This window comes from Bradyrhizobium sp. 25ACV (genome assembly GCF_054863005.1).
This window is the reverse complement of sequence record NZ_JAVAYO010000001.1, coordinates 1-16,790: the sequence shown is the minus strand read 5'-3', so window position 1 is coordinate 16,790 and position 16,790 is coordinate 1. Positions and strand designations below refer to the sequence as shown.

The 16,790-nt window shown below is 64.2% G+C and carries 12 protein-coding genes; 11 read left to right on the top strand and 1 reads right to left on the bottom strand.

Annotation, left to right across the window (positions count from 1 at the left end; translation table 11 throughout):
• Nucleotides 1-26 precede the first annotated feature (26 nt).
• A complete protein-coding gene (locus tag RAD04_RS00060) occupies nt 27-479 on the bottom strand; it encodes a hypothetical protein (RefSeq protein WP_461622119.1) in 453 nt (150 codons plus the stop codon).
• A 163-nt stretch (nt 480-642) separates the two neighbouring features.
• Between RAD04_RS00060 and RAD04_RS00055 the strand changes: the two genes are divergently transcribed.
• The 11 genes from RAD04_RS00055 (at nt 643) to RAD04_RS00005 (ending at nt 16,300) form a co-directional block, all read left to right on the top strand.
• Nucleotides 643-1,062, top strand: a complete 420-nt coding sequence (locus tag RAD04_RS00055; RefSeq protein WP_461622684.1) for a hypothetical protein — start codon at nt 643-645, stop codon at nt 1,060-1,062.
• A complete protein-coding gene (locus RAD04_RS00050; RefSeq protein WP_461622118.1) occupies nt 1,055-2,287 on the top strand; it encodes an HlyD family secretion protein in 1,233 nt (410 codons plus the stop codon). The genes RAD04_RS00055 and RAD04_RS00050 overlap by 8 nt, the downstream gene beginning before the upstream one ends.
• Before the next feature lie 88 nt (nt 2,288-2,375).
• A complete protein-coding gene (locus RAD04_RS00045; RefSeq protein WP_461622117.1) occupies nt 2,376-4,268 on the top strand; it encodes a sensor histidine kinase in 1,893 nt (630 codons plus the stop codon).
• Nucleotides 4,269-4,376: 108 nt separating this feature from the next.
• Complete coding sequence (locus tag RAD04_RS00040) at nt 4,377-5,357, top strand: ABC transporter substrate-binding protein (RefSeq protein WP_461622683.1); 981 nt, start codon at nt 4,377-4,379, stop codon at nt 5,355-5,357.
• A 111-nt stretch (nt 5,358-5,468) separates the two neighbouring features.
• The gene (locus RAD04_RS00035) at nt 5,469-7,184 is read left to right on the top strand and encodes a DUF3300 domain-containing protein (protein WP_461622116.1); all 1,716 of its coding nucleotides are present in this window, start codon (nt 5,469-5,471) and stop codon (nt 7,182-7,184) included.
• On the top strand, nt 7,181-8,098 hold the full coding sequence (locus RAD04_RS00030; protein WP_461622115.1) for a DUF2950 domain-containing protein: 918 nt from the start codon (nt 7,181-7,183) through the stop codon (nt 8,096-8,098). The genes RAD04_RS00035 and RAD04_RS00030 overlap by 4 nt, the downstream gene beginning before the upstream one ends.
• Complete coding sequence (locus RAD04_RS00025) at nt 8,082-8,552, top strand: hypothetical protein (RefSeq protein ID WP_461622114.1); 471 nt, start codon at nt 8,082-8,084, stop codon at nt 8,550-8,552. Before RAD04_RS00030 ends, RAD04_RS00025 begins: the two co-directional genes overlap by 17 nt.
• A 783-nt stretch (nt 8,553-9,335) precedes the next feature.
• On the top strand, nt 9,336-11,261 hold the full coding sequence (locus RAD04_RS00020; RefSeq protein ID WP_461622113.1) for a TonB-dependent receptor: 1,926 nt from the start codon (nt 9,336-9,338) through the stop codon (nt 11,259-11,261).
• A gap of 201 nt (nt 11,262-11,462) precedes the next feature.
• The gene (locus tag RAD04_RS00015; RefSeq protein WP_461622112.1) at nt 11,463-12,542 is read left to right on the top strand and encodes a HoxN/HupN/NixA family nickel/cobalt transporter; all 1,080 of its coding nucleotides are present in this window, start codon (nt 11,463-11,465) and stop codon (nt 12,540-12,542) included.
• Entirely contained in the window at nt 12,523-14,835 is a 2,313-nt protein-coding gene (locus RAD04_RS00010) for a TonB-dependent receptor (RefSeq protein ID WP_461622111.1), read from the top strand. Before RAD04_RS00015 ends, RAD04_RS00010 begins: the two co-directional genes overlap by 20 nt.
• A gap of 145 nt (nt 14,836-14,980) precedes the next feature.
• A complete protein-coding gene (locus RAD04_RS00005) occupies nt 14,981-16,300 on the top strand; it encodes a DUF3422 domain-containing protein (protein ID WP_461622110.1) in 1,320 nt (439 codons plus the stop codon).
• Nucleotides 16,301-16,790 lie beyond the last annotated feature (490 nt).

Below are 16,790 nucleotides of genomic sequence, written 5' to 3'. Positions count from 1 at the left end.
TGCTCAGCTTGTCAATCGCCCCAGAACTAATCGTCCCAGGAGATCGTCACGCCGATATCGCCAGGCACGCCGCCCGGGAATTCGATGATCTGGTAGGCGATGCGATAGCCGCGCGGTTTCAGATAATCGGTCCAGAGCTGGAAGATCTCCTTGGGGATGCCGGTCAGCGTGGTCTCCCAACCCTTTTCCATCTGGTTGATGGCGCGCCCCTTGTCGGTGCAAAGCGAGTTGGGGAAGCGATAGACCAGCACCTCCGTCAGGCCGTTTCGCACCGCACGCTGGATGATGGTCGAGGCGAGCTTGATCTTCTCCTCCTCGCTCTTGCCGGAGGGTTTGCTGAGCCGCTCGATCAGCGCGCGCTTCTCGGCTTCGACCGCTGCGGCGAGGCGGACATACTCCTCGGCCTTCGCGGCCTCCTTGAGAGCGGCTTCCTTCCGAATCTGAGCGGCGTTGGGAATGAGATCGTCTAGGCCGGGCATGGCTGGCGGCTCCTGATGGTTATCCAATCAGCATCCAGGAAACGCTAGGTCCGGCGGAGGATGTTCCCTTGATTCAAATCAAGCAAACCGCGGCCAGCCCGAACACAATATCGCACATGCGCATTTGATCGGGAGAGACGCTTTGAGCGACCAGCTTCATCCGATGGCTCCGCACCATCTGCCGTTTTATCTGGCGCCGGGGAGCGGGACCGATACGCTGATGGTCGTGATGGGGCTGTTCCTGATCGGCACCGTGCTCTGGGTCGGTACCCTCTATTGGAAGCTGCACAGCCTGCCCGAGCGGATGGCGCACAAATCGCAAAAACTGCAGTTCGAGCTCGTCGCGGTGCTCGGCCTGATCTCGTTGTTCACGCATATGCACATCTTCTGGGTCGCAGGCCTCCTGCTCGCGTTGATCGATCTTCCCGATTTCGGCACGCCGTTGCGCAGCATCGCCGGGTCGGTCGAGAAGATTGCAGAGGCAGCGCCGCCCGCCGGTGGCGAAGAGATCCGGACAGAGGCCGCGACGCTTCCGGCAGAGAAGCCGGTATCCGCAAAGGAGAAGGAGCACAGCCATGTTTGAGCTGATGTTCTGCTCGCTGCTGACGATCCTGCCGGACTATCTCTATCGCCGCTACGCCCAGGGCAAGCGTTTCGGAAAGGAGATCACCTTCTTCTCGGTCTGGTACGAGCTGCGCTGGGGCATCACCGGCTGCCTGATGCTGACGGTGTCGCTGATCACCATGATCTTCTACTTCCATCCTTCGACGTCATCGGCGACGCTCTATTTTCGCACCGTGCCGATCCTGCCGGAAGGCTCCGGCCGCGTTGCCGAGGTCAAGGTCGGCTTCACCGCGCCGGTGAAGAAGGGCGACGTGCTGTTCACGCTCGACGCCTCGAAGCAGCAGGCCGCGCTCGAAACCGCCAAGCGGAAGGTCGCGGAGGTCGATGCCGCCATGCAGACGGCACAGGCCGACGTGGTCAAGGCCGAGGCGCAGATCGGGGAAGCAAAGGCGAACTATCAGCAGGCGAAGGACGAGCTCGAGGTCAAGAGCGAGCTGCAGCGGCGCAATCCCGGCATCGTTCCGCAGCGTGATATCGACAAGCTCCAGGTCTTGGTCGATCAACGTCAGTCCGGGATCGATGCCGCGACCGCCGCGAAGCAATCCGTCTCGATGCAGATCTCCATCCTGCTGCCCGCGCAGAAGGCTAGCGCGGAGGCCGCGCTCGACCAGGCCCAGGTGGATGTCGACAAGACCTTCGTCCGCGCCGGTGTCGACGGGCGCGTCGAGCAATTCCTGATCCGCCCCGGCGACGTCGTCAATCAACTCATGCGACCTGCAGGTGTTCTCATCCCGGAGGGAGCCGGCCGCAAGGCGCTCCAGGCCGGGTTCGGCCAGATCGAGGCACAGGTGATGAAAGAGGGCATGGTGGCGGAAGCGACCTGCATCTCCAGGCCATGGGTGATCATCCCCATGGTGATTACGACAGTCCAGGACTTCATCGCGGCCGGACAATTCCGATCCGGGGAGCAATTGGTCGATCCGCAGAACGCCGTCCGCCCCGGCACCATCCTGGTGTTCCTGGAGCCGCTTTACAAGGGTGGCCTTGATGGCGTGACACCGGGCAGCAGCTGCGTCGTCAATGCCTACACCAGCAACCACGAGGAAATCTCGGCCAAGGGGACTTCGACCAGCCGGAAGATCGCCTTGCACGTTGTCGACGGTGTCGGCCTAGTGCATGCCCTGCTCCTGCGCATTCAAGCGCTGCTGCTGCCAATCCAGACGCTGGTGTTGAGCGGGCATTGAGCTGTGGAGCCGCCCCGGGCCTGTCGCGGCGGTGCAATTCCCGCTAGAATTGCCGCGACAGCAGTTGCTGGAGCTGCAAGGATGGAGCATGAGCGGGCGCACGTCCATCTCCAAGGTCAGGCCAAAGGCCGTGGCGGCGCTATTCTGTCTTGCGCTGCTTTCCGCCGTATGCCTGTCGACCGGGCGGGTTGGTGCAGTCGAACGGAGTCTCCGGGGGGAGCTGAAGCGCGTCCTCATATTGCATTCTTTCGGCCGTGATTTTCGGCCGTGGAGCGAGTATTCGCGCGACATCAAGGCCAAGCTCGAACGGCAATCGCCCTGGCCACTCGACATCCAGGAGCACGCACTGCTCACCGCGCGCTTCAATAATCCTGGTCCCGAGGCGCCCTTCGTCGACTATCTGCAATCGCTGTACCAGGGAGCGATGCCCGACATCGTGCTGAGCATCGGCGCGCCGGCGGCCCGGTTTGCGCAGAAATACCGCGGAAGATTATTCCCTGATGTGCCAATGATTCTCTCCGCGGTCGAGCATCGGCTGATCAATCGCGCCGATCTCAGCGACAACGACGTCGTCGTGGCGATCCGCAACGATTTCATGGCCGCATTCGGCAACATCCTTCAGGTTCTGCCAGACACAAAGTCGATTGCGGTCGTGATTGGTGCATCGCCGCTCGAGAAGTTCTGGGTAGAGGAGGTGAAGCGGGAACTGCAACCTTTTGGGGAAGGGATTGAACTCGTCTGGTACTCGGACTTGTCATTCGAGGAAATCCTGAAACGCGCATCAAGGCTGCCGCCGCACACCGCGCTGTTCTGGGGACTGATGTCGGTCGATGCGGCCGGGGTCGTCCACGAGAGCGACATCGCCTTGCGCAGCCTGTACGCGGCCGCGAATGCCCCGATCTTCTCCTACCAGGAGCCGTTCTTCGGTGACGGCACCGTCGGGGGACCGATGCATATGATCGCGGAAACGAGTTCCAGGACCGTCAGTGCAGCGATTGGCATTCTCGGCGGCGCGAAACCAGCGAGCATCAGTTACGAGCCGATCGGCTTCGCCGCGCCGAGATATGATTGGCGCCAGTTGCAGCGTTGGGGCATCAGCGAGAGCCGTTTGCCTCCCGGCAGCGAAATCGTGTTTCGCGAACAGAGCATCTGGGAGCGCTATCGTTGGCAGATGCTGCTGATCGCGTCCGTGATCCTGGTGCAGGCCGGCCTGATCAGCGGGATGCTGCATGAGCGCCGTCGGCGCCAGATCGCCGAAGTCGAGTCCCGCCAGCGTCTGGCCGAGCTCGCTCACGCCAACCGCTATTCGGCCGTTGGCGAGTTGACCACGTCGATCGCCCATGAACTGAACCAGCCGCTCGGCTCCATCCTGACCAACGCCGAGACCGCGGAGCTGATGTTGAAGGCCGCTTCGCCCGACATCGACGAGATCCGGCAGATCCTCGCGGACATCAGGCGCGACGATCAGCGGGCGAGCGAAGTCATTCGCAGGCTACGCAGTATTCTGAGAAAGACGCCGTTCGAGGTCAAGAACATCGAGCTCAACGATATGGTCCGCGAAGCGATCGGCCTTGTGCGGGCCGTCGCCGATGGACGCCGGATCACATTGATCTACACGCCTGTCCTGGCCGACCTGCATGTCAGAGGCGATCCGATCCAGCTTCAGCAGGTCGTTCTCAACCTGATCATCAACGCGATGGATGCGATCTTCGACGCAGATCCCGGAAAACGCCAGGTCAGCGTCTCGACCCTGCGCGTCGGCAACGTAGCGGAGATTCGGGTCTCCGATACTGGTCCCGGGATTGCCGCCTCCGACCTAGCGAACGTGTTCGATCCGTTCTTCACGACCAAGCCGCAGGGCATGGGCATGGGGCTCGCGATCGCCAAAACCATCATCGAGGCCCATCACGGCACGATCTCTGCCGAAAACCAGGCCGCGGGCGGCGCGCTCTTCACGATCCGTCTTCCGATCCTTCACTGATCGCCGGTATCTTGATCTCGATCAAGCCCGCAGGTTCGGCGAAGCCGTTTCCTTCTCGCAATTGCGCGATGACCGGGATGGGGGCGCATGTGGGGAGTGTCGGTGGCGATGAGACGCCGCGAGTTCATGTCGCTGGTTGGTGCGGCGGCTGCGTTCCCGGTCTTGGCTCGGGCCCAGGACAGACCGCCGTTCGTCGTCGTGCTGACCGGCAATGTCGCCGGCGATCCCGGCGCGCAGATGCGTGTCGATGCCTTTCAGCAGGGGCTCACCGATCGCGGCTGGATTGCCAACCAGAACTATCGCTTGGAGGTGCGCTGGCCGGGTCCCAACCCGGCACGCCAGCAATTGGAGGCGCTCGAGCTGATTGCCGCCGGGCCGGACGTGCTGCTCTCGACCAGCACGGGCACGACCCGGGTGCTGCGCGATGCCACGCAGCGAATTCCGATCGTCTTCGTCGGCCTCTCCGATCCCGTCGGGACCGGCCTCGTCGCCAATCTGGCGCGGCCGACCGGCAATCTCACCGGCTTCTCGCTCTATGAGCACTCGATGAGCGGGAAATGGCTCGGTCTGCTGAAGGATATGGTGCCGGGGATGAGCCACGCGGCGCTGCTGTTCAATCCGGAATCGTCGCCCTATGCGCCGTTCTATCTTCAGGCGGCGCACCAGATGGAAAACCGGCTCGGTCTCAAGGTCACCGGTGCCAGTGTCCGGAGCGGGGCCGAGATCGCGGCGGCCATCGAGACCGCGACACGCGACGGCGGCGGCCTCGTCGTGCTCCCTGATGGCGGCTTCTTCGGGACCCAGAGCGCGATGACGATCGCACTGTTGACGCAGCGCCGCGTGCCCGCGATCTTCGCGGTCCGCTTCTACGCGGTGAACGGTGGGCTGATGTCCTATGGCGCCGATCTCACCCAGCAGTTTCGCGACGGCGCCGGCTATGTCGATCGCATCCTGCGCGGCACCGAGATTCGATCGCTCCCGGTGCAATTCGCCACCAGGTTCGAGCTCGTCATCAACATGAAGGCGGCCAATGCGCTCGGGCTGACGGTGCCGGGCCGCCTGCTGATGGACGCCGAACTGATCGAATGACGCGTGGCTCTCGCGCTGCAGCAGCCATGAGGGCCTCGTTTCGTTGATCTCGATCAACAAACGTCTGCGTCCCGGCCCGATCGTCCCCCTGGAAGTGCAAGGGAGGATGCAATGTTTCGCTGCGGCAAGATCCTGATGGCGCTTGCGGTCGTCATGGCGACATCGTTCGCCGCAACGGCGCAAACCAACACGACGCCGGCGGCCCCGTCTCCGCAAGGACAGCCGGCTGCTCCGCCTGCGCCGACGGCCGAGCTTCTGAAGCCGGAGCAGCTCGAGGCCTTGGTGGCGCCGATCGCGCTCTATCCGGACGAGCTCCTTGCCAATGTGCTCGCCGCCTCAACCTATCCGTTGGAGGTGGTGCAGGCCGACCGCTGGCTGAAGGAGCGCAAGACCCTGAAGGGCGATGCGCTGAAGACGGAGGTCGAGAAGCAGGCCTGGGACGACAGCATCAAGGCGCTGGCCAGCACCGCCGATGTGTTGACCATGATGAGCGACCAGCTCGAATGGACCAAGAAGCTCGGTGATGCCTTCCTCGCCCAGCAGCCCGACGTGATGGACGCGATCCAGCGCTTGCGCAACAAGGCCTATGACAACAAGAAGCTGGTCACCACCAAGCAGCAGAAGGTCAGTGTCCAGTCGCAGGAAGGCAAGCAGGTCGTCGTGATCCAGCAGGCCAATCCCGCGGAGATGTACGTGCCATATTACGATCCGGCGACGGTCTATGGCAGCTGGCCCTATGCGGAGTATCCGCCGTATTACTGGGGCTACCCGTCCTATATCGGCGCCGGCGTGGTTGCGGCGGGCCTCGCTTTCGGCACCGCCTGGGCGATCGGGCGCTGGGGCAATTATTGGGGCGGCGGCTGCAATTGGGGCAACCGCAACGTCTACGTCAATCATCGCACCACCAATATCGGCAATGGCTGGCAGCACAATCCGGCGCATCGCGGCGGCGTGCGCTACAACAACAGCAACGTTCAGCAGCGTTTCGGCAACAACAACCTGAAGGCCGGCGTGTCGGACCGGATGGATTTCCGCGGCCGTGACGGCAACCAGGTGCTGCGTCCCAACCAAGGTGCTGGAGACCGGGCCGGCGATCGCGCCGGTGACCGTGCCGGTGATCGTGGTGGTCCCGGAGATCGCGCAGGAGATCGCGCGGGCGATCGTGCGGGTGATCGTGCGGGCAACCGCGGCGATCGGCCCGGCGGGGGCGATCGCGCTGGAGCCGCGGATCGTGCCAAGGGCGGTGGTGACCGCGCCAAGGCTGCAAACAAGGGCGGCGGAGATCGCGCCAAGGCCGCCAACCGCGCCGCCGGCGGTGCGGCAGCCAACCGTGGTGGCGGCAATCGCGGCGGTGCGATGAACGTCTCCTCCGGCCGCTCGGCCGCGGCGGCGTCCGCGCGCGGACGATCCAGCATGGCAAGCATGCCGCGCGGTGGCGGCGGCGGACCGAGCATGGCCGGCCGCGGCGGCGGTGGCGGAATGGCAATGCGGGGCGGTGGCGGCGGTGGATTCCGCGGAGGCGGCGGTGGTGGCGGCCGCGGAGGTGGCGGCGGTGGCCGGCGTTCCGACATCGCGCTGAAGCACGATGTCGTCCTGCTCGGCCATCTCGCAAGCGGCCTCGGCTACTACCGCTTCAGTTACATCGGCAGTGACAAAGCCTATGTCGGTGTCATGGCACAGGAGGTCGAGCAGGTAATGCCTGCCGCCGTGACCCGCGGCAGCGATGGATATCTGCGGGTTCGCTACGAAAAACTCGGACTGACATTCCGCAGCTATGGCGACTGGCTCGCCCGCGGCGCGAAGATCCCTGCGGAGGTGACGCCATGACCGGCTTGAAATCATTCCGTCGCGCGATGTTACCGGGACTCGTGGCGCTGGCGCTGCTCGGCTCGGCATCGCAGGCGCAGCAATCCTTCAAGACGCCGGAAGATGCAGCGGCAGCGCTTGCAGCCGCGGTCAAGAACGGACCAGATGATATCCTGAAAGTGCTGGGCCGCGCCGCAGATGACATCGTCTCGTCCGGCGACGAGATCGCCGACAACGACATCCGCCAGCGCTTCACGTCGATGTATGACACCAAGCACGGCATCAAGGCGGAGGGCAACAAGACTGCGACCCTGATGCTGGGGCCCGATGACTTCCCGTTCCCGATTCCGCTGGTCAATACCAAGGCCGGCTGGGAGTTCGACACCGACGAGGGACGCATCGAGGTGCTGCGCCGTCGCATCGGCCGCAACGAGCTCGACGCGATCCAGACCGCGCTCGCCTTTGTCGACGCGCAGAACGAATACGCCGACAAGGACCGCGGCGAGGGTGCCGGCGTCTATGCGCAGCGCATCGTCTCATCGCCCGGCAAGAAGGACGGCTTGTTCTGGCGCGACGACAGCGACCCGAGCCCGCTCGGCGCGCTCGTGGCCGAGGCTTCGAAGGAAGGCTATCGTGCAGGCGACGTCGGACCTGCGCCCTATCACGGCTACTATTTCCACATCCTCAAGGGCCAGGGCCGCGATGCGCCCGGCGGCGCGCTCAACTACGTCGTCAAGGGCAAGATGATCGGTGGTTTCGCCTTGATCGCCTGGCCCGCGGAGTACGGCAATTCGGGCATCATGACCTTCCTGGTCAATCACGCCGGCACCGTCTACCAGAAGGATCTGGGGGCGAAGACCGATTTCATCGCGCCGCGCACGACAGTGTTCGATCCCGACCAGACTTGGAAGAAAGTCGATGCCGCAAAGCCTTGAACGGATCATGGCATCGCGGCTGCGCGCATGTCGGCTGATTGCGATGCTGGTGCTGGTGATGGGCTTCGCAGTGCCGGCTACGCCGTCCTTCGCGCAAGCCGCCGGTCACGTGCGCGCCAAGATCGTCAAGGCGGGTCTCCTTGTCGGCGGTGGCGCTGGAAGCGGTGTGCTGACCTATCGGGGCAATAAGTATCCCTTCAAAATTACGGGCATGAGTTTCGGCATCACCGCCGGCGCGACGATCGGCCGGCTCGACGGCTGGGCCTCGGGTATCCGCGAGGTCGGCGACTTCGCCGGCACCTACAGCTCCGTCGGTGGCGGCTTCGCTTTGGTCGGGGGCGTCAGCGGCGTCCACCTGCGCAATGAGAAGGGGGTGACGATCGTGATGCAGGGGCCGAAAGCCGGCCTGGAGCTTGCGGCCAACATCAGCCAGATCATGATCTCGCTGAGATAGAGCGTCTCAGCGGCAGATGTCGTCGCGATAAAGGCCGCCGCAACGAAGTGATGATGCCGAAGCGTTCCTGACGAGCGCACTCCGAGCAAGCCTTCCTGCGGCATTTTGACCGCGCCGATCTGGAATCATCCAAAGCGTATTTGAATCGTTCCAGACATTCTCCTCCCAGTTGGCGATGATCGAGGCATTCTAAGCCACGCGCACGCATTTGCGTTGCCGTCACGATGGCGTCTTTTTAAAGAGGCGATGCAGATCGCTGACATTCGGATGTTGCAGCCAAGACGAAGGCAGCAAACGCGCGTGCGCGTCTGCAGAGCAACTGATTGACGGGCCATGCATGCCGGCCGAGCTCGGATACGAAGAGCTGCTCTTCGTTTCATGGTCGTTGCTGGCCAAACGCGGAAGCCGCTTCACGGCGGGCTGCGCGCTATTGATGAAGGACTTTCTGGAATGCGACGTGCGGGTGGGGATAAGACGGTAGCTCGCTTTGGTGCGGCGCTGCTGGGTGGTGTGGCGTGGCTGACGTGGTTCGAATCGCCTGCTCAATCCCAAACGCCTCAGGGCGGCAGCTCCCTTCCGCCCGTGACTGTCGAAGCTCCGACGCAACAGTCGGTTCGCCGTGCGCCAACCAGGCGAAACGACGCGCGGGTCCGATCGACGTCACGGCGCGCCCCGCAAGCCCCGACGGTCGCAGTGCAATCGCAACCGGCTGTCGTCCCGCCATTTGCCGGCGGGCAGGTCGCTCAAGGCGCGCGACTGGGGATGCTCGGAAATACCACCACCATGAAGTCACCCTTCAGCGCGACGAGCTACACGGACAAGTTCATTCGGGATCAACAGGCGGCAACGGGTGCGGATGCCCTGATCCTCGATCCCTCCGTGCGAAGTTCCCACCCGACGGGCGGTATCGTCGATTCCTTCAACATACGCGGCTTCCCGATCAACGAAGGCAATAACGGTGAGTTCGTCTTCGAGGGCCTTTACGGAATCGCGCCGACATATCGAATCTTCACGGACTACGTCGAGCGCATCGAAGTGCTCAGAGGTCCCTCGGCCGCGCTCTCGGGCATGGCGCCCAATGGCGGCGTTGGCGGCGTCATCAATGTCGTGCCCAAGCGCGCGGAAGAAGATCTGACCCGCTTGACCGCGAGCTACGGCTCGACCGCACGTTTCGGCGGTCATTGGGACGTTGCGAGGCGTTACGGCGATGGCAAGGAATGGGGCGTACGCGCCAGTGGAAGCGTCCGCGGCGGCGACACGCCCATCGACCGCCAGTCCGAGACGACAGGTGTCGGATCGCTGGCGCTCGACTATCAAGGCGAAAGGTTCAGATCCTGGCTCTATCTCATCGCCCAGACCGATCGGTTCGACGCGCCGTCACGTCCCTTTCTGATGGCTCCCGGCCTGCAGGTGCCGAAGGCGCCGGACGGCAAGCTGAACGTGACCCAGCCCTGGGAATGGTCGCGCATCAACGACCAGTCCGCCTTGCTGCGGACCGAATACGATCTCACCGAGCAGGTCACGCTGTTCGCGGATGTCGGCGGCTCCAAGACCAACGTCGAGCGGTTCTTCGGTCTTCCGACCATCGTCAACACGAGCGGCAATACGACCTCAACGCCCCAGTACTTCGGCCTCAGCATCGATCGAACTACATATGATGGCGGTGTTCGCGCCCGCTTCGATACCGGCTTCGTCCACCATGCCGTCGCCTTCCAGGCCTCGGTCTATCACGACGCGCTGCACCGGCGGCTCACCAATGGCAGTCTGGTCACCTCGAACATCTACAGTCCGACCGTTGCGCCAACTCAGTTCGCGAACGAGATCAGCGACCGCCCGCGGCTCTCCGATAGCGAGCTTACCGGGCTTTCGATTGCCGACACCTTGTCCGTGCTCAATGAGCGCGTCCTCTTGACTTTGGGCGTCCGGCGCCAGGGCATCGAGGCGAACAACTATTCCTCCAATGTCGGGACACCGACGTCGTCCTATGACAAGAGCGCTGTCACCCCTGTGGTCGGCCTCGTCGTCCGGCCCGTGGACAATATCTCCCTGTACGCGAACTACGTCGAAGGTCTCGCCCGGGGCGACGTGGCTCCTCAGAACGCGTCCAATTTCGGCGAAGTGCTGCAGCCCTACGTCGCCAAGCAGTACGAGGCCGGCATCAAAGTGGAGTTCGGCCGGATCGCAACCACCTTCAGCGCGTTCGAGATATCGAAGGCGAGCGGCGAACTCTCCGCCGGGCGCTTCGCGGCGACAGGCGAACAACGTGTCCGCGGGCTCGAATTCAACGTCTATGGCGAACTCTTGCCGGATGTTCGTGTCCTCGGAGGCATCTCGCTGCTGGACGGCACCCTGACGAAGACCGCCGTCGCGGCCAATGTGGGCAACACGCCGATCGGCGTTCCGAACATACAGGCCAATATCGGCGCGGAGTGGGACCTCCCGTGGATGAGGGGGCTCACCGTGAACGGAGCCGTGATCTACACGGGCAGGCAGTTCGTCGACGCCGCGAACAAGCAGCCGATTCCCGAGTGGACGCGGCTCGACCTCGGCGCTCGCTACACCACCGCGATCAACGGCAAGAAGACGGTTTTCCGCGCAAACATCCAGAACGTGACCGGTGAGAGTTACTGGTCCAGCGTGGCTTCGTTCGGAACGTTCTTCCTGGGAGCACCGCGCACATATCTCCTGTCGATGACCGTGGATATGTGACCGCGCACGCGCTTGCGTGAAACGCAGCCCAGCATTCCGCTCGGGCGCCGTGATGCGCCGGACTAAAAAAGTCTCCATTGAATCAACGAGGTGACTTCCGTCTCGGTGAGCCCTTTCGGCCGCCAGGCCGAAAAGTGGCGCGGCTCTTGCTCTTGCCAGTATGAGGGTTCTTGATAAACGTCATACTGCGGGATCAGGTGGATGGAGCAGGCGGTGAGGCGGACTTCGCGGGCGGTCGAGTCCGGAACGGTGGTGCTGTTCGGGGGGCTGATCGCCGCCAACATCGCCGCATGGGCCTGGGCCTTCGCGCTGTTCGGCGATCGGCCGACGGTGCTGGCGACTGCGCTGCTGGCCTGGGTGTTCGGTTTGCGCCACGCCGTCGATGCCGACCACATCGCCGCCATCGACAACGTCGTGCGCAAGCTGATGCAGACGGGTGGCGCGCCGCGCAGCGTCGGCCTCTATTTTGCGCTCGGCCATTCCACCGTCGTCGTGGTCGCGACCATATTGCTCGCGCTCGGCGTGGTGAGCCTTGGCGGCGACAGCCTGCTCAAGGAGATCGGCGGCCTCATCGGCACGTCGGTGTCGGCGCTGTTCCTGCTCGTGATCGCGGCCATCAATCTCGTCATCTTCGTCGGCCTGTGGCGGACGTTTCGCGCGACGCGGGAGCAGGGGGTTCACGACGCCGAAGGCCTCGAGAGGCTGCTCGCCAACCGCGGCGTCCTCGCGCGACTGCTCGGACCGCTGTTCCGCCTGGTCACACAACCCTGGCACATGTATCCGCTCGGCTTCCTGTTCGGGCTCGGCTTCGACACGGCGACCGAGATCGGCCTGCTCAGCATCTCAGCAACTGAAGCCGCGCGGGGAGCGTCGGTCGCCGACGTGCTGGTTTTCCCTGTATTGTTCGCGTCGGGAATGGCGCTGGTCGACACCGCCGATTCCGCGCTGATGGTGAGCGCCTATCGATGGGCCTTCGTCGACCCCTTGCGAAAGCTCTGGTACAATCTCACGATCACCGGCGCCTCGGTGGCGGTCGCGCTGTTCATCGGCGGTATCGAGGCGCTCGGGCTGATCGCCGACCGGCTCGATCTGTCCGGAGGAGTGTGGACGCTGGTCGACGGCCTCAACGAGTCCCTCGCCAATGTCGGCTTTGCCGTGATCGTGCTGTTCGCGGTCGCCTGGCTCGTCTCGGTCGTGCTCTATCGCCGCGTCTTTGCTGACGGCCGACACCGGGAGCCGACGAAAGCTCTGGCATGCGCCGATGCGACCGAAGTGGCGTGAGCCCTGTCGTGGCGGCGGCGCGCTGACGGCACTCTCGGCCCTGGTTCTGCTCGCGGATGACGGCCGCGCTTTCGCGCAGAGCGAGAGCACCTCACGCGAGCTGCCGCCAATCCAGATCGGCGGCGGCGAGACGGCGGGGCGCAAGAAGCCGGTCGCATCGCGCCGGGCCGGCAGGCCGTCGCCAGCGGATCACCGCATCCCCGTGTATCCGGCAGCGGCGCAAGCGTCGGATGTGCGCAGCGTCGCCTCGGGTGCAAAGGGCCAGCCCAGCATGGCCAGCGAGATCTCCGTCTCGGGCGAGGAGATCAATGCACGCCCTTTCACGCGGCCGGGCGAAGCGCTCGAAGCCGTACCGGGTCTCATCGTGACGCAGCATTCCGGCGAGGGCAAAGCCAACCAGTATTTCCTGCGCGGCTATAATCTCGACCACGGTACCGACCTTGCCATCACCGTTGACGGCGTCCCCGTGAACATGCGCACCCACGCGCACGGCCAGGGCTATGCCGATCTCAACTGGCTGATCCCGGAAACCATCGCCGCAGTGGATGTGCGCAAGGGTCCGTACTTCGCCGACGAAGGCGATTTCGCCTCGGCCGGCAGCGTCCATATCGGTCTGATCGACCGCACCAGGGGAATAGCGCAGGTGACCGCCGGCAGCTTCGGCTATCGCCGCCTGCTCGGCATGGACTCCGCGAAGGCCGGTGACGGCTCCGTGCTCGTGGCCAGCGAGATCGGGACCTACAACGGTCCGTGGGAGAATCCGGACAAATTGCGAAAGCTCAACGGCCTCGTGCGCTTCAGCCAGGGCACCGCGACCGACGGCGTCTCCGTCACCGGCATGGCTTACGCCAACAAATGGAATTCGACGGACCAGGTCCCGCAGCGCGCGATCGCATCCGGCTTTCTCGATCGCTTCGGCTCGGAAGATCCAAGCGACGGCGGCAACACCAACCGCTTCGCGCTCTCGGGCCGCATCGCGCAGAGCGACGATCTCGGCTCCTGGAAAGCCAACGCTTATGTCGTGAAGAGCCAGCTCGACCTCTTCAACAATTTCACCTACTTCCTCAGCGATCCCGTGCTCGGCGACCAGTTCCACCAGCACGACGATCGCCTGATGGCGGGCGCCAACATCTCGCGCACGCTGAACGGCGCGTTGGCGGGCTTGCCGATGCAGACCAGCTTTGGCCTGCAGTCGCGCTATGATGCGATTGATCTCGCGCTCACCAACACCTTCCAGCGCGGCTTCCTTGCCAGCGTTCGCAGCGACAAGGTCGGCGAGGGCAGCGTCGGCGTCTATGCCGAAAACACGGTGCGCTGGACTGACTGGCTCAGGACGACAGTGGGCTGGCGCGGCGACTATTATGCCGCCGACGTCACCTCGCGGTTCAATGCCAACAATTCCGGCCGCACCGACGCCGCGCTCGGCAGCCCGAAATTCAGGATGGTGCTCGGTCCGTTCAACCAGACCGAATTCTTCTTCGGCGCCGGCTACGGCATGCACTCCAACGACGCCCGCGGCGCGACCACGACGGAGGATCCCAGCGACCCCGCGACGGGGCTGACGCCATCGCCGCTCCTGGTGCGCACCAAGGGTGCAGAGGTCGGCGTGCGCAGCAGGATCGTTCCCGGCCTCGACACCTCGCTCAGCCTCTTCATCCTGGATCAGGATTCCGAGATCCTGTTCTCCGGCGATGCCGGGGACACGTCGGCGACCCGCGCCAGCCGCCGCTACGGCTTTGAATGGACCAACCACTACCGGCCCAGATCCTGGATCGACATCGACGCCGATCTCGCAATGACCCATGCACGCTTCCGCGGTTATGACAGCGAGCAGGCGGACGTCTATGCCTCGCTCGCCGGCTATCCCGAGGCGCAGATCGGCAATGCGCCCGGCAACTACATTCCGAACGCGCCGGCGATGGTGGCATCGGCAGGCGTCACGCTGGGCGAGAGAACCGGCTGGTTCGGGACCTTGCGCTGGCGCTATCTGGCGTCGAGCCCACTGACCGAGGACAACGCGTTCCGTTCCTCTGCGACCAGCATTTTCAACGGCCGCCTCGGCTATCGTATCGACAATGGCTGGCGCCTTCAGCTCGACGTGTTGAACCTCCTCAACACGAGGGCGAACCAGATCAGTTATGCCTATGGCTCGCTGCTCAAGACCGATACGCTCTACAACCTCTGCGCATCGGGCACTGCGCCAACTTCAGTCTGTCAGAACGGCGTGATGGACTACGTGCTGCACCCCGTGGAGCCGTTGACGGTCCGTCTTACCATCGCCGGGACGTTCTAGGTCTGGTCAGGTCGTGGGCGGCGAAAGTCTCCGCGGGGAAAAATGGCCTCGCAACGCGCGATGCGTTGCAGGCGAGGTGTGTTGTGGTAGTGAACGGCCAGGTTGGCGGCACATCGCGGCCTGAAAGCCCACCAGGGGACCGTCGATGAACCGTGACCTCGATCTCGCCGACTTCGAACTGCATCCGCAGCGTGGTGCGGTGCTGGCCGAGGTGCATGCGCGTCCATTCACCCGATTGACGGCGCCGGTCACGGTGCTCCGCTTTGCCTTTCTCGGCCAAGGCGAGGTCGCTGCGGCGGACCGGCAGAGCTTCGTGGCATTCTGCATGTCGCACGGGCAGGCGCCGCCGGACGCCGGAACCAAGCATCACCAGGTGACGATCGGTGACACCCAGCTGCGCTGGGAGCAACACTCGGAGTTCAGCACCTTCACCTGGATCCTGAGCAGCCCGCAGGCGCCCGCGCGCCGGTTCGGCGAGATCGGCGACGAGTCGGCCACCTTGATCCGGTCTCTGCGCCAATCCGGCCAATTGCTGGTCGCGGTCAAGCTCGAGGCCGAGCAGACTTCGGCGGCGCTGGAGCGTGCGCAGCAGCTGTTCGAGAGAGGCAGTCTCGCCATCGCTGCGGTCCGCAGCGGACCTGCCGTCGTCGCATCCGACTTTCGCACCGATGATCAGGGCTTCGTCCGCATCCTCGTTTGCAACGACGGCCTCTCGCCCGGCCGGCTCGGTGCCCTCGTGCAGCGTGTGCTGGAGATCGAGACCTATCGCACGCTGGCGCTGCTCGGTCTGCCCGCCGCGCTCGAGCTTGCGCCCTCTGTCGATCATATCGGCCGGCGGCTCGTCGAAGTGCTCGAGGAGATGCAGGGCGCCGAGGATCTCAAGCTCAACAACCATCTCCTGACGGAACTGACCGCATTGGCGGCTTCGCTCGAAAGGGGAGCTGCCGGCAGCTCGTTTCGGTTCGGCGCCAGCCGCGCCTACAACGACATCGTGCAGGCCCGGCTCGCCGTGATCGAAGGCGGCGAGATCGCGGGCTATCCGACGTGGTCCTCCTTCCTCGCCCGCCGCATGGCACCTGCGATGCGCACCTGCGCGACGATGGAGGACCGGCAGGCCGATCTGTCGATCAAGCTCGCGCGCGCGGCTGATCTGTTGCGCACACGCGTCGATGTCGAGCTCGAGGAGCAGAATCGCGATCTGCTGCGCTCGATGGACGAGCGCACCCGGTTGCAATTGAGGCTGCAGAGCACGGTCGAAGGCTTGTCGGTGGCGGCCATCGGCTATTACGTCGTCAGCCTGTTCGGCTACCTCGCCAAGGGCGCCCATGATGGTGGCCTGCATGTCGAGCCTTCGCTGGCAACCGCGATCTTCGTGCCGGTTGCCGTGGCCGTGGTCTGGATCGTCACCCGCAATATCCGCAGGCGGCACTTGAAGCACGACGAAATGTCGGGCGCTCACGACTGAGGGCGCAAACGAGGCTCTTGCGCTTTCGCGCTGCCCGGCTCGATGCCGCTGAACAGGATCCGCGCGTCCGTATCCATCGCCGTGCCGCGACTCGCGCCGATCCCGGATGTCGCTGCGCTCATCCGGGCTGCGGGACCGAGCCTGTGTCGCCCTCTGTCAATCCTCGTCGCCAAAAATATTCCACTTTACCGAAATTCGGTTTCGGCGTATGTGTTGCCCATCCCGGCTCACCCAAGAGGGGCGATCATGTGTCGTCACTGTCGCGAGCCGGGCTTGCGGTGGACGCGGCAGCGTCGGCACGAGAGGCGCGGGCAGGGCGGGTAGTCCCTGTGAGCCCGTAACCGCGTGCGGACGACGGCGCTGCCAGGCTTCGTCTCGTCTGTAAGTTTCCGGCTCCGTCGACGGGGCCTGGAAAAACTGCGGCGAAATGGCGGGCCGTGCGTACGGCAAAACCGTGTGGTCCTGGCCGTCGTTGCTACGGTCAAGTCCT

Excerpts from the sequence above, each read along its gene's own strand:
- RAD04_RS00060 (WP_461622119.1), bottom strand. The coding sequence starts at position 479 with ATGCCCGGCCTAGACGATCTCATTCCCAACGCCGCTCAGATTCGGAAG.
- RAD04_RS00055 (WP_461622684.1), top strand. The coding sequence starts at position 643 with ATGGCTCCGCACCATCTGCCGTTTTATCTGGCGCCGGGGAGCGGGACC.
- RAD04_RS00050 (WP_461622118.1), top strand. The coding sequence starts at position 1,055 with ATGTTTGAGCTGATGTTCTGCTCGCTGCTGACGATCCTGCCGGACTAT.
- RAD04_RS00045 (WP_461622117.1), top strand. The coding sequence starts at position 2,376 with ATGAGCGGGCGCACGTCCATCTCCAAGGTCAGGCCAAAGGCCGTGGCG.
- RAD04_RS00040 (WP_461622683.1), top strand. The coding sequence starts at position 4,377 with ATGAGACGCCGCGAGTTCATGTCGCTGGTTGGTGCGGCGGCTGCGTTC.
- RAD04_RS00035 (WP_461622116.1), top strand. The coding sequence starts at position 5,469 with ATGTTTCGCTGCGGCAAGATCCTGATGGCGCTTGCGGTCGTCATGGCG.
- RAD04_RS00030 (WP_461622115.1), top strand. The coding sequence starts at position 7,181 with ATGACCGGCTTGAAATCATTCCGTCGCGCGATGTTACCGGGACTCGTG.
- RAD04_RS00025 (WP_461622114.1), top strand. The coding sequence starts at position 8,082 with ATGCCGCAAAGCCTTGAACGGATCATGGCATCGCGGCTGCGCGCATGT.
- RAD04_RS00020 (WP_461622113.1), top strand. The coding sequence starts at position 9,336 with ATGAAGTCACCCTTCAGCGCGACGAGCTACACGGACAAGTTCATTCGG.
- RAD04_RS00015 (WP_461622112.1), top strand. The coding sequence starts at position 11,463 with ATGGAGCAGGCGGTGAGGCGGACTTCGCGGGCGGTCGAGTCCGGAACG.
- RAD04_RS00010 (WP_461622111.1), top strand. The coding sequence starts at position 12,523 with ATGCGACCGAAGTGGCGTGAGCCCTGTCGTGGCGGCGGCGCGCTGACG.
- RAD04_RS00005 (WP_461622110.1), top strand. The coding sequence starts at position 14,981 with ATGAACCGTGACCTCGATCTCGCCGACTTCGAACTGCATCCGCAGCGT.